The sequence below is a fragment of the Methylovirgula sp. 4M-Z18 genome (assembly GCF_037890675.1).
Lineage (GTDB): Bacteria > Pseudomonadota > Alphaproteobacteria > Rhizobiales > Beijerinckiaceae > 4M-Z18.
The window spans coordinates 2,322,730-2,335,493 of record NZ_CP149574.1 but is presented as its reverse complement, the minus strand read 5'-3'; the positions used below and the strand labels follow the sequence as shown (position 1 = coordinate 2,335,493).

The 12,764-nt window shown below is 60.4% G+C and carries 13 protein-coding genes; 9 read left to right on the top strand and 4 right to left on the bottom strand.

What is annotated here, in order from left to right:
- Positions 1–216: 216 nt before the first annotated feature.
- The 7 genes from V9T28_RS10830 to V9T28_RS10800 all read left to right on the top strand — a co-directional run bounded on the left by V9T28_RS10830 (position 217) and on the right by V9T28_RS10800 (position 3,997).
- Entirely contained in the window at positions 217–684 is a 468-nt protein-coding gene (locus tag V9T28_RS10830; RefSeq protein ID WP_116398976.1) for a MarR family winged helix-turn-helix transcriptional regulator, read from the top strand.
- Positions 685–752: 68 nt separating this feature from the next.
- On the top strand, positions 753–1,082 hold the full coding sequence (locus V9T28_RS10825) for an ArsR/SmtB family transcription factor (RefSeq protein WP_116398975.1): 330 nt from the start codon (positions 753–755) through the stop codon (positions 1,080–1,082).
- The gene (locus V9T28_RS10820) at positions 1,079–1,543 is read left to right on the top strand and encodes an SRPBCC family protein (protein ID WP_116398974.1); all 465 of its coding nucleotides are present in this window, start codon (positions 1,079–1,081) and stop codon (positions 1,541–1,543) included. Before V9T28_RS10825 ends, V9T28_RS10820 begins: the two co-directional genes overlap by 4 nt.
- An 88-nt stretch (positions 1,544–1,631) precedes the next feature.
- Positions 1,632–2,237 (top strand): 2'-5' RNA ligase family protein, encoded by a 606-nt coding sequence (locus tag V9T28_RS10815; RefSeq protein ID WP_158554691.1) that lies wholly within the window; start codon positions 1,632–1,634, stop codon positions 2,235–2,237.
- A 90-nt stretch (positions 2,238–2,327) separates the two neighbouring features.
- A complete protein-coding gene (locus V9T28_RS10810; protein ID WP_116398972.1) occupies positions 2,328–2,678 on the top strand; it encodes an ArsC family reductase in 351 nt (116 codons plus the stop codon).
- Between the two features lie 127 nt (positions 2,679–2,805).
- On the top strand, positions 2,806–3,171 hold the full coding sequence (locus tag V9T28_RS10805; RefSeq protein WP_199499945.1) for a nuclear transport factor 2 family protein: 366 nt from the start codon (positions 2,806–2,808) through the stop codon (positions 3,169–3,171).
- Between the two features lie 19 nt (positions 3,172–3,190).
- Positions 3,191–3,997 (top strand): helix-turn-helix domain-containing protein, encoded by an 807-nt coding sequence (locus V9T28_RS10800; RefSeq protein WP_116398970.1) that lies wholly within the window; start codon positions 3,191–3,193, stop codon positions 3,995–3,997.
- A gap of 25 nt (positions 3,998–4,022) precedes the next feature.
- Here the strand turns inward: V9T28_RS10800 and V9T28_RS10795 are convergent, their stop codons facing one another.
- Together V9T28_RS10795 and V9T28_RS10790 are read right to left on the bottom strand one after the other, a co-directional pair.
- Entirely contained in the window at positions 4,023–7,241 is a 3,219-nt protein-coding gene (locus tag V9T28_RS10795; protein WP_158554690.1) for an AAA family ATPase, read from the bottom strand.
- Between the two features lie 302 nt (positions 7,242–7,543).
- The gene (locus tag V9T28_RS10790; protein WP_116398968.1) at positions 7,544–8,731 is read right to left on the bottom strand and encodes an amino acid aminotransferase; all 1,188 of its coding nucleotides are present in this window, start codon (positions 8,729–8,731) and stop codon (positions 7,544–7,546) included.
- Between the two features lie 208 nt (positions 8,732–8,939).
- Between V9T28_RS10790 and V9T28_RS10785 the strand changes: the two genes are divergently transcribed.
- Together V9T28_RS10785 and der are read left to right on the top strand one after the other, a co-directional pair.
- Complete coding sequence (locus tag V9T28_RS10785) at positions 8,940–9,602, top strand: tetratricopeptide repeat protein (RefSeq protein WP_116398967.1); 663 nt, start codon at positions 8,940–8,942, stop codon at positions 9,600–9,602.
- A 4-nt stretch (positions 9,603–9,606) separates the two neighbouring features.
- Complete coding sequence (gene der / locus V9T28_RS10780) at positions 9,607–11,004, top strand: ribosome biogenesis GTPase Der (protein ID WP_116398966.1); 1,398 nt, start codon at positions 9,607–9,609, stop codon at positions 11,002–11,004.
- 2 nt (positions 11,005–11,006) lie between these two features.
- Here the strand turns inward: der and V9T28_RS10775 are convergent, their stop codons facing one another.
- Both V9T28_RS10775 and V9T28_RS10770 read right to left on the bottom strand, forming a co-directional pair.
- Positions 11,007–11,930 carry a glutaminase gene (locus tag V9T28_RS10775; protein ID WP_116398965.1) on the bottom strand — a complete coding sequence of 308 codons (924 nt, stop codon included), beginning with the start codon at positions 11,928–11,930 and terminating at the stop codon, positions 11,007–11,009.
- A 35-nt stretch (positions 11,931–11,965) separates the two neighbouring features.
- On the bottom strand, positions 11,966–12,715 hold the full coding sequence (locus V9T28_RS10770) for an SDR family NAD(P)-dependent oxidoreductase (RefSeq protein WP_116398964.1): 750 nt from the start codon (positions 12,713–12,715) through the stop codon (positions 11,966–11,968).
- Positions 12,716–12,764 lie beyond the last annotated feature (49 nt).

Sequence of the window (12,764 nt, the reverse complement as noted above, 5' to 3'; positions counted from 1 at the left end):
ACCGCGAGCGTGGCGGCACCGGCGGCGAGAGCCGCGCGCCGGGAGATCGAACTCCCGTTGTTGGTGTCACTGGTGGGTCTCATGTGCCCTCCGAATTGATATATCATGCACGATTAAATCGTATGCGATCTATATAGATCGCTTCGGGCCGACCTGTCAAGCGCTTGCGATTATATCGTGCAAGATTTATATTGTTGTCGGGAGATGAGGTGAAGAATGAGCAGCGACGCGCGGAACGGATCGGATGGACCCGCCTTGAAGTTGGAGGAGTTCCTATGTTTTGCCGTGTATTCGGCCAGTCACGCGTTCAACCGCGTCTACAAGCCGCTGCTGGACGAACTCGAGATCACCTATCCGCAATATTTGGTCATGGTCCTGCTTTGGGAGCGGGACGATCAGACGGTCGGCGATCTAGGCGAAAAGCTCTTCCTCGAATCGAACACGCTCACGCCGCTGCTCAAGCGGCTCGAAGCGCTGGGATACGTTAACCGCCGTCGCGATCCGGTGGACGAGCGCCAAGTCCGCGTGGGTTTAACCGATAAGGGACGGGCACTGCGCGCAAAAGCACAGCGCATTCCCAGTTGTATCCTCACGGCGTCAGGTTTGGACGCCGACAAAGCCGAGCAGCTTCTAAACGGGATCGCCGCACTTCGAGACTCGCTCAAAAGCTACAGCCCCGAATGAGGCGCGCGCTTCCGGCAACATAATCAATTAGAATTGACTAATTCATTAGCTTTTGCTAATTTTTTGGCATGATCGAAATCGCTCCCGTTACCCATGTCATGCGCGCACTTGCCGATCCGACGCGGCGGGCCGTTTTCGAGCGCATTGCCAAATCCCGTGAGCTGACCGTGCTTGAATTGACACGTGGGAGCGGCGTGACCCAGGGCGCGATCTCGCAACATCTCAAGCAGCTCAAACAGGCCGGCCTCGTCGCCGAGCGGCCGGAGGGTCGCAACGTCTATTACCGCGCCGAGCCGCAGGGCCTTGCGCCGCTTTTCGATTGGATGAGCCATTACAGCGCCTTCTGGCGAGATCGCTTCGCCGATCTACGCGACCTTTTGCAGGAGATTGATCCATGAATGATGCAGCTTTGAAGCTCGAAACACAGAGTATCGTGGTGGAGGAGGTCTTTCCGCACACGCCCGAAGCGATCTGGAAGGTGTTAACGGACGGCGCGCTCATTGCCCGCTGGCTGATGCCGCCCACCGGCTTCGCGCCCGTGGAGGGGACCCGGTTCACCTTCCAGACGACGGCAGCCGGCGCCTGGGATGGTGCCATTCACTGTGAAGTGCTGGCAGTGGTGCCGTACGAGCGGTTCACTTATGCCTGGAAAAGCGGACACGAGAGCAATGTGGGCTATGGCTCGAAACTCGATACGGTCGTCACGTTCACGCTGGAGAAAGTGTCTGGCGGGACACGAGTGCGCCTCGTTCACTCTGGCTTCGTGCTGCCGCAGAACGAAACGGCATTCAAGAATATGGGTAACGGCTGGAAGACGGTGGTGCACCGGATCGATACGATTGTCGCCGAGGGTCAATGACCTCGGCCGTCCGACATGACGGCAACCCTCTTCATTCTTGCGCATGTTCTCTATATGTTCTATTCTCCAGGTACTGGGAAATAGGACAATGCAGGTGGCAGCGCAGCAGAGCTTCGATTTTGGCGAAACTTTTTCAGAGCGGCCAAAAAACGCCGAGCGGTTGTTCTTTGCGATATTGCTCGACGCGGTGACGGCGCACCAGGTCAATCGGGCAGGGCATCGATTTGTGACGGCGAAAGGCCTCGCGGGACGGCTGCATGAGCCTGAACGCCTTCACATTTCGCTGCATCATGTTGCCGATCTTCCACGACTGCGAAGCAAACCGATTTATGCCGCCGGCCTGGCCGCCGCAGCCGTTTCGCAGCGACCGTTCGAGGTCACGCTCAACGTGATCAAGAGTTTCGGCGGGATCCCGCGCCGCGGCCTGAGACGGCTTCAATATCCGCTGATTTTGCCTGCCGAAAGCGCCTCGCTCGCATCGTTTCAAGCGCGTTTGGGCACCGCAATGGTTGGGACGGGGTTGCGTGCGTCGGGGCATGTCGTGCCGCATATCACGCTGCTCTATGGCGACGCTCCGGTCGCCGCCGAGGCGATCGAACCGATCTCCTTCACGGTGCGGGATTTTGTTCTCGTGCACAGTCTGCGCGGCCTGTCGCGATACGAGCTGATCGGCCGGTGGCCGCTGCGGGCGTAAGGATTGTTGCCATGCGCTTTGGCGCCGTTTTGGCTGTCGGCTGAATCGGTTTAGAAGAAGCAACGAGCAAGAGAAGGCGACCCGAGACCGATGCCCGTGAGGATCTATGGAATCAAGAATTGCGACACGATGAAGAAGGCGCGCACCTGGCTGGATCAGCGCAAGGTCGCCTATACGTTTCACGACTACAAGACGCGAGGGCTGGAGCGCGTGGAGCTTGAGACGTGGGTGGCGCATTTTGGCTGGGAGCGTGTGCTCAATCGGGCCGGAACGACATTTCGTGGTTTGCCCGACGGGCAGAAGCAGGGGCTCGACGCCGAGAAAGCAGTCAGCTTGATGCTGGACCATTTGTCGCTGATCAAGCGGCCGGTGCTGGCGTTGGAAGACGGCCGTCTGCTGATCGGGTTCAAGCCCGAGGATTATGCTGCCGCTATCGGGTAAAGAGCGCCAATTTTTTTAGGCAATAGCGGAGCGTTTATATTACCTGCCACGTAATTGAGGCGACGCCTGCCTCTCTGCATTTTGGCTTCACCGGGCACAAACGGAAGCCCGAGATATGGAGACCATTATGACAGACGTAACGCAGATCGCCGACCGCTATATCGCCGTTTGGAACGAAACCGATGCGGACCGCCGCAAGGTGCTGCTGCAGGCCGGCTGGGCCGAGGGCGCAAGCTATATCGATCCGATGGCGGCGGTGGAGGGCCACGAGCAGATCGGCGAGTTGATCGGCGCCGTGCATGCGCGCTTTCCGGGCTTTCGCTTCGCACTCGACGGGCGGGTCGACGGCTATGGCGATCATGTGCGCTTTTCCTGGACGCTTGGTCCGCAGCACGAGGCGGATATGATCAAAGGCACCGATTTCGCGGTGATCGAAAACGGCAGGCTCAAGTCGGTCACGGGCTTCCTCGACAAGGTCCCCGCCGGCGCATGAATGCCCTAAGGAGCATAGGATGAAGAACGTGGCACATGCGGCGGCAGGCACCCATCTGCGCAATTGGCGCCTCCGTCGGCGCATGAGCCAGTTGGAATTCGCGCTTGAGGCGGAGATCTCCCAGCGCCACTTGAGCTTTCTCGAAAGCGGGCGTGCTATTCCGAGCCGCGAGATGGTGCTGCATCTCGCGGAACGGCTCGATGTGCCGCTGCGCGATCGCAATGCCCTGCTGCTCGCGGCCGGATATGCGCCGGTCTATGCCGAGCGGGCGCTGCAGGATCCGGCCATGGCGGGCGCGCGAGCTGCGATCGACCTCGTCTTGAAAGGCCACGAGCCCTATCCGGCCTTGGCGGTCGACCGGCATTGGACATTGCTTGCCGCCAACGCGGCGGTGGCGCCTCTGCTGGCGCAGGTCGGCAATCGTGCGCTGCTCGACGAGCCGGTCAATGTGCTGCGCCTTAGCCTGCATCCCGAAGGCCTGTCACCGCGCATCGGCAATCTTGCCGAGTGGCGCGGCCATCTTCTGGAGCGGTTGCGCCGGCAGATTGCGGTGACCAACGATGCGGTTTTGACGCGGCTGCTGCAGGAGCTCAGCGCCTATCCCGCAACCAATCAGCTCAACGCGATTCATATGGCTCAGACGGCCGATCAAGGCGAAGTTTGCGTGCCGCTGGTCCTTGCGACGGAGGCGGGGCTTTTGTCCTTCATCTCGACGACGACAATCTTCGGCACGCCGCGCGACATCACCTTGTCGGAACTGGCCCTCGAAGCCTTCTTCCCGGCCGACGGTGCGACAGCCGAGATTTTACGGCGGATGGCGGGGTGAGAGGCCGACATTCGCGTGGAACGCTTCAACTCGTTTCGCTACGTGCACCGATCAGGTCGAAATCGCCGCCGAGCACCATGTCCAATCGGCCTGTGCGCCAACCTTTGATACTATCGCGCACGATGGGCGAACCGCCTTCGCGATAGCGGCGGACAATTGTTGTTGTGCTTGGCGCAATTGCCAAGAGCCGTACGCTGGCATCAAACAAATCGCTTTCCGCCACCGGATCCTTGGGGCCAGGTGCAACGGCAACATGGGCAACCGTCCGGCGACCGTTCTCTTGTGTCGGGTCATCCAGCACATGCAGACCCGCCTCGGTCTCCAGTGCGCGATAGGCGCCAAAGCCGGTAATGTGCAGAATTGGCATCGCCTTGCCGTTGCGCTGTGCAATTTCCTTAATCTGCATCCGGCGTTTGCGTGCCCACTGCCGGTACATATCGGTCACTTTTTGACACCAGGCCACGGTGTTCGCTGCGTCGCCGCCAGAATCGAGTGTTGGCTCAACGCGCAGCAGGACATCAATAGGCGCACTTTGTTCCACGTCATCGAGGCCCTGCCGCAAATTGTACAGTTGCAGGGCAAAGCGAGCCGCCAACTCCCGAGCTGCCCGCGCGGACTGTCGACTGGTTGCTTGATAGCGTTCGAACAGGCGAGCGGCGGTGCGCGCGGCCTCGCCAAGGCGGTCAATCGTCTCGTAACTCTCGAAAATGCGGTGGCGATCCGGGCGCTGCCAAATATCAGGATCGGTCAGCGCTTGCTGCAGTTGGTCGGCGGCCTCGCGCCACGCATCGCTTGCAAAACGATCCTGAATCTCACGCCAAGTATTCGTAAGCGTTGCGCGCTCGCTGCCCGAGCCGGATTGTCGCAGGACGATCGCGGGCAATGACAAGTCGTTCTCGACCGCAAGTTCGACTTCCGGCTCCTTTACGGCTCCGGCCGCGGGATCGACGAATTCGACTTCGATCTTGGTGCCGTCGGAGCGCACGAACAAGAACTGATCGCCCTGCGGAAAGCGATGCTCAACAAGTGTTGCCGCAAGGGGAGCAAGAAGGAGTTGATCGATCGCGCGCTTAAGTGGTCGCGCGCCCATTTCTGGGGAAAAACCGCGGTCGAGCAGAAATTCGATGGCTGAGGCTTCCCACTCGACGGCCCAGGCGCGGGTGCGCAACCCGCGTCGTTCCTGCACAAGCGCGAGTTCTTTGCGCAAGATGCTACGCATCAAATCGCGCGATAGGGGTTGAAACACGATAATCTTATCGAGGCGGTTGACGAACTCCGGTCGGAACGTCTGCGCGATCGTGCGATGCACCTGCTCGCCGGCGTAAGTACTGGCGGCCGGGCGAAAACCAAACCCGCCGCCATGATGTGCCGTGGCACCGAGATTGGATGTAAGAATAATCAGGCAATGGCGAAAATCAGCCTCGCGCCCATTCGCATCGGTTAAACGGCCGTCATCGAAAATCTGAAGAAACAGATCCCAGCAATTGGAGTGCGCCTTTTCGAATTCGTCGAGCAAGATCACCGAGAATGGTTGCCGACGAGTCCGATCGATCAACGAGTCTGACATGTAGTCGCCACGCTGACCGAGAATCTTGCTGGTCGCCTCTGCCGTTTGAAATTCGCTCATATCGAGGCGCGTCATGCGATCAGAAGAGCCGAAGAGAAACTCGGCTGTGGTCTTGGCGAGCTCGGTCTTGCCGGTGCCGGTGGGACCCGCAAAGAGAAACACGCCGATAGGTCTGGCAGGGTCGGTCAGTCCCGCCTTTAGCATCGCAATTCTGTCTACGACGGCGTTCACCGCCTCGTCTTGGCCGATCACGCGTTGCAGGAAAAAGTCGCGGATTCGGCTGAGTTCGACTTTCTGTGACGTGTCGAGGATAACTCGAGGCAGGCCCGAGATTTGCGAGAGTGTAGCAATCACGCTTGCGGCGGTGAGCTCGGTTTCGCCCGAACTGACAACGCTGGCTGCCGAACGCTTCAGCAATTCCATCACGGCACCTGGCAATTGGCGCGAGCCCAGAAAATGCTGGACGAGTTCCATCGTGGCTTGGATGGCCCCTTCGGAAACCGCGACGCCCGTGTATTTGGAGATCCGCTGCCCGACGTCACCGGCCAGGGACCGTGTTTCGTCCTCACTCATGGGCTGCAGCGAGAGCACTTCCATGATCGAGCGGAGCGAGGGGCGAGCATGGAACAGTCGCGTCGCCGCTTTCTGGCCTGCCTCCCCAACGACGATGAGGTGGCCAGCTATAATATCTGGCAGAATTTGATCGAGGATGCTCGCAGACTGACCCTGATGTGTCCCGCTATCGGCCAGTTGGCCAAGATCGTTCACATACCATACGAGTTTTCGGCGGCTGTGAAGCGCATCGACGAGCTTGCGGATGCGCCCCTCAAGTTGGCCGATATACATTTGATCAGCCATCAATTCATTGGCACTTGCCGAAAAGACTGTCCAGCCGGATGCGGACAATTGTGCCGCAAGCAGTTTGAGCAGCGCGGTTTTACCTGTGCCCGGATCGCCGGTCACGAGAATTGAGCGCGGACGCGATTGATGAATCGCGATCTCCGCCGTCTTGAGTAGCTCGTCCCACGCGGGCGGAACAACGATCAGCGAGTCTACGCCATCGGGTTCCCAGAGAGCGCCGACAGTGCTCAAATATTGACTATCGATACGCGTGTCTTTCCAAGCACGCAATTGATCGAGAAGTTGTGTTGCGAACGGATGCTGGACTTTCTGCAGCAATCCGGTGAGTGGTTCGGCGGTGAAATCGGGCCGGCGCCCGAGAGCGTCACCGAAACTCGCAGTATCGCCAAGCGCAGCGCTGCGTGCAAAATAGTCCTGAACGAAGCCTGGAATGACGACGTTGTTTTGCCACCATGGGGGTGCGCCGATAATCGATGCGCCAACGGCTGGGCGATGTTCAAGTGAAGTGAGATAGCGCAATGCATAGGGCAGCGTGAAAGGGCGCGTGACCTCGATGTGCTGCAACACCCGCGCCGCAATTGACTGGCGACCGCTATGATCGCTCAAAACGATGAAGGCCGCACAGGCAAACATCCAGTTAGGACCCAGCGCGTGTTGGCACAGCAGATCAAACGTTGCGTCAGGCCGCCGGAACGCCGCAACCACCGCTTGAAATTCCGGCATATCCAGCAATTGCGAGGGGTGATGAATTTGGTCTTCGAGTGGCGCAAGCTGCTTATTCAGTATGGGCAGCAGTGCCGCGATAGCATCGGGCACAGCTTGAACCGGTTCACTCTTCGGTTGGGGAGCAGGCTGAGGAGGAGTGGGGGGCGGCGCGGCCTTTTGGCGGGGATCCGGCTTGCTGCTTGGTAAAAGACGAAAGCGGGCCATAGCGGCCGCGGCGACAAACCCACCCAAAGCACCTGAGAGTGCACTCGCTATAAAGTGGGGCATCTGAGACCTATGACTGAATAGACGGCATAAGCGGCACGCAATGGAAAAGAATTCCGGTAAATTTTTCAAGCGCAGGAACCGGCGCCGCCGCCCTCAAGGAGACGGCGCCAGACCATCGGCTTGTCTTATTCCGCAGGTTGCCGCTCGGGCATGACAGTGCGCAAGGCCTCCGCCAGGCGCGGGATATCCGCATGCTGCAGACCGGCGATATTGATGCGGCCGCTGCCCGCCATGTAGACCGCGTGCTCGATGCGCAGCGACGTGATCGCGACCGTATCGAGCGACAAGTTCGAAAACAGCCCGCGCTGCGATGCGATGAAGGCGAGGTCCGGGTCGGCTGCGGCAAGGGCGGTGCGCACGCCATTGATCCGTTCGTTCATTTGCGTCAGCTCGGCGCGCCAATCCTTGGTCAGTTCCTCCGAACTCAGGATAGTGCGCACGACCGCGGCACCGTGATCCGGGGGCATGGACCAGTTGACGCGGGCGAGCGCCATCGCGTTGGACTGTGCGGTCGTCGCTTCGGCCGGATTGCGCGTCAGCACATAGAGCGCGCCGACGCGGTCGCGATAGACGCCGAAATTCTTGTCGCAGGAATAGGCGACAATCGCCTCTTCGACATGGTCGAGCACGTAGCGCAGACCTTGCGCATCCTCATCCAGCCCCAGTCCGAGGCCCTGATAGGCAAAGTCGATCAGCGGCAGCAGCTTGCGCGCCGTCAATTGCTCGGTCACCTGTTGCCATTGCTCGAAGCTCAAATCGGCGCCCGTCGGGTTGTGGCAGGCGCCGTTCAGCAATACCGCATCGCCGGGAGCAGCCTGCTGGAGCATCTGCATCATGTCGTCGAACCGCAGGGTTTGCGTCTTGATGTCGAAATAATTGTACCTGCCGACATCCGCGCCCGCCGCCGTGAAAATCGGTGCGTGGTTGGGCCAACTCGGCAAGCCGAGCCAAATCTTGGCATTGGGCCGGGCCGCAACGATCAAATCGATGCCGACTCGCAGGGCGCCGGTGCCGCCGGGTGTTTGAATGCCGGTGAGGCGGCTGTTGTAATGATCGCCCCGGCCGAAAATGATCGGTTCGAGCAGATGCACGAACTCCATGTCGCCTTCGGGGCCTAGATAGGATTTGCTGGTCTGCGTTTCGAGCAGGATCTTCTCGGCGGTCTTGACCGAACGCATGACCGGGGTCACGCCGGTTTCGTCGCGATAGACGCCGACGCCAAGGTCGATTTTATGCTCGCGCGGATCGTCGCGATGCATCTTGATCAGGGAGAGAAGGGCGTCGGCGGGTTGGTCTTTGAGGTGCTCGAACATGATCGTCTCGTCTGGTGATGGCTTTTGCGTTTATATCGTCTTTGCCGGTTTTTCCAAAAGGTGATGGCCGCATGGATGGGCTGGGCTTTACGAGACCGGGGATTTTCGGGGCCGGCCCTGCCGCGAATCTTCGCCAGAGCGATCAAAAGCTCGCATTCGCCGCCATGTCGTGCTACGGCGGGAGCAATTCTGCGCCTATGAGAGTTCCATGTCCGATATTTTCCGCGAAGTTGACGAAGAAGTCCGCCGCGACGAAGCCCTCAAAATCTGGGAAAAATACCAGAATCTCGTGATCGCCTTGGCGATCGCCATCGTGGTGGCGACGGCCGGTTACAAGTTCTGGCAGGGCAACAAAATCAAGTCCGAGCAGGCCGCCGGCGCCCAATATCAGGCGGCGCTGACCCTGGCGCAGCAGGGCAAGGCCGAAGATGCCGCCAAGGCTTTCGCCGCCATGACCGATTCCTCGCAGGAGGGCTATAAGCTGCTGGCGCGGCTGCAGGTCGCGAACGAGACCGCCCAGAGCGATCCGGCAGCCGCTGTGAAGGCCTATGACGCGATTGCCGCGGATACGAGCGTCAATCCGGTGCTGCAGGAGGCAGCTCGGCTGCGCGCTGCGCTGCTCGTCGTCGATGCGGGCGATATGGCCGAGATCGCGCGGCGCTTGCAGCCGCTCACGGGCGATCGCCAGCCGTTCCGCAACACCGCGCGGGAGGCCTATGGCTATGCAGCGCTGAAGGCCAATGACTTCGATCTGGCCAGCAAATTGTTCGACGCCGTGGCGCAGGATCCGGAGGCTTCGGCTGCTGAGCGCGAGCGCATGGACGCGATGTTGAGCTACGTCAAAGCCAATCAGCCGGCGAAGGCGCCCTGACCAGATGTCCTTCACGATTGCAATCATCGGCCGGCCGAATGTCGGCAAATCGACCCTGTTCAACCGATTGGTCGGCAAGAAGCTTGCCCTGGTCGATGACCAGCCCGGCGTCACGCGCGACCGCCGCGAAGGCGATGCGAAATTAGTGGATTTGCGCTTCACGATCATCGACACGGCCGGGCTGGAGGAGGGGGACCAAGGCACGCTGCCTGCCCGCATGCGCGCCCAGACCGAGGCGGCGATCGCCGATGCCGATGCGATTTTCTTCGTCGTCGACGCCCGCGTCGGCCTGACGCCGACGGACAAATATTTTGCCGGCCTGGCGCGGCGCGCCGATAAGCCACTGATTTTGATCGCCAACAAGGCGGAGGGCAAAGTCGGAGAGGCCGGCTATCACGAGGCCTTCGAGCTTGGCCTTGGCGAGCCGGTACCGCTCTCCGCCGAGCATGGCGAGGGCATGACCGCGCTTTATGAGGCGATTCTGGAAGCCTTGCCGGAAGCGACCGCCATTACTGACGACACCGATGATGATGAAGAGGTTGTCGCGCAGGTTGACGAGGATGGCGAGGGAACCGAACTCGACATCACGAAGCCGTTACGCATTGCGGTGGTGGGCCGGCCCAACGCCGGTAAATCGACCTTGCTGAACCGGATTTTGGGCGAAGACCGTCTCCTCACCGGGCCAGAGGCGGGCATCACCCGCGACTCGATTGGCGTCGAGCACGTCTGGAACGGCCGCGAGATGAAGCTGTTTGATACGGCGGGGATCCGGCGCAAGGCCAAAGTCGAGGAAAAGCTCGAAAAGCTCGCGGTGGCGGACGCGCTGCGCGCGGTCAAGTTCGCCGAGGTCGTGGTGCTGTTGCTCGATGCGACAATCCCCTTCGAAAAGCAGGATCTGACGATCGCGGATCTGTGCGAGCGCGAAGGCCGGGCGATGGTGATCGGCCTCAACAAGTGGGATCTGATCGAGGACAAGGGTGCGAAGCTCGCCGAATTGCGCGAGGAGGCCGACCGGCTGCTGCCGCAGCTCAAGGGCATGCCTCTGGTGCCGGTCTCCGGCCTTACCGGCAACGGTATCGAGCGGCTGATGCAGGCGGTGATCAAGGTGCACGAGACCTGGAACCGCCGGATCTCGACCGGCCGCATCAATCGCTGGCTCGGGCAGGTGCTCGAGCAAACGCCGCCGCCTGCGGTCTCGGGCCGCCGTATCAAGATCCGCTACATGACCCAGCCGAAAGCGCGGCCGCCGTATTTCGTCATCTTCGGCAATCAGCTCGATTCATTGCCCGAGAGCTACCGCCGGTTCTTGCTAAATGGCTTGCGCCAGACCTTCGATCTTTACGGCGTGCCGCTGCGGCTCTCGATGCGGATGAACAAGAACCCCTTCGATCGGGGGCGGTAAGATCAGCCGAAGGTTGACCAGCCGGTCTTCTCGGCGATCATTTCGAGGGCCAGCGACCCGAACAGCGAATTGCCGTTCTTGTTGAGTCGCGGCGACCAGACAGCGATGGCCGCTTGACCTGGCACGATCGCCAAGATCCCGCCGCCGACGCCGCTTTTTCCAGGCAATCCGACACGAAAGGCAAAATCGCCGGAGGCGTCATAATGGCCGCAGGTCATCATCAGCGCATTGATCCGTCGCGCGCGCTCCCGCGTCACAACCCGGAAGCCGGTGGTCGGGTTGACGCCATTATTGGCGAGATACAATCCGGCTCGCGCCAGTTGGACGCAGGACATGGCGATGGCGCAATGATGAAAATAAACACCCAGCGTATGTTCCACCGGATGGGTGATGTTCTTGAACGATTGCATGTAATTGGCCAAGGCCCGGTTGCGAAAGCCGGTTTCCTGTTCGGAGCGTGCGACTGCCGGGTCGATCGCGATGCTGAAATCGCCCGTCAATTCGCGCAGGAAATGCAGGATTTCAGCGATACAGGCTTTGGGTTGATGGCCGGACAGCAAAACATCGGCGATCACGATTGCGCCCGCATTGATGAAGGGGTTGCGCGGAATACCGTGCTCGGCCTCCAATTGCACGATCGAATTGAACGGCGAGCCCGAAGGTTCGCGGCCGACCCGTTTCCATAAGTGATCGCCCACGCGTCCCAGCGCGAGGGTCAATGTGAAAACCTTGGATACACTTTGAATGGAGAACGGAATCTCCGCGTCGCCGGTGGTAAAAAGCCGGCCATCGACATCGGCCACGGCAATGCCGAAATGATCGGGATCGACTCGTGCCAATTGCGGAATGTAGTCGGCGACTTTGCCGTCATTCGGATATCGCGACAGCGCCTGCGCCACATCGTCAATAAGCTTTTGGATATCCATGAACGTCAACCCTAGCGTTACTGGCGAGCGGCAATCTACTCGGGGCCTCTAAAGCTCAACACGCGGTCGGTCGGAAAGTCATAGAGCTGGCCGGTCTCTTTCCATGAGGGAGCGCAGAGCATCATGATTTTCGGGGCGATCTCTTCGGGCAATTTCAAAGTCAACTTGTCTTCGCCCGGCATCGCCTGCGCGCGCATGTCGGTGCGCAAGGGGCCGGGGTTGACGAGCATCACTTTCAAATTGGAAACGGTCGCCGTCTCGGCCGCATAGGTGCGGGCGAGCATTTCGAGCGCCGATTTCGAAATCGCGTAGGGACCCCAGAAAGGCTTGACGATGGCCCGGTGTGCCACGCCGGAGGATATGAAGATGGCGCGGCCCGCGTTGGAGGCGCGCAACAGCATGTCGAGCGAGCGGATCAGGCGCCAATTGGCGGTGACGTTGACGTCAAGAATGTCCGCGAAGCTTTTCGGCGTCGCATGGGTTATCGGCGTGATCGGCCCCAGAATGCCCGCATTGGCGATGAGGATGTCGAGCCTGTGCCAGCGCTCATGGATGGCCGCGCCGAGCCGGTCGAGCGCGTCGAAGTCGCGTAAATCGCAGGGCACGAGGGTAGCTTCGCCGCCGGTCCTTCGGATCTCGTCGTCGAGCTCCTCCAATGCGCCTTGTGTGCGCGCGAGCGCGATGACATGGGCGCCTTGCGCTGCGAGCGCCAGCGCCAGGGCGCGGCCAATACCGCGGGAAGCGCCGGTGACGAGAGCGACGCGATTTTGCTGTGGGAGCGACATGAAGAACTCAGGCAGGGGTGGCTAATGTCCTCTTCCCGAGGGAAGAGGA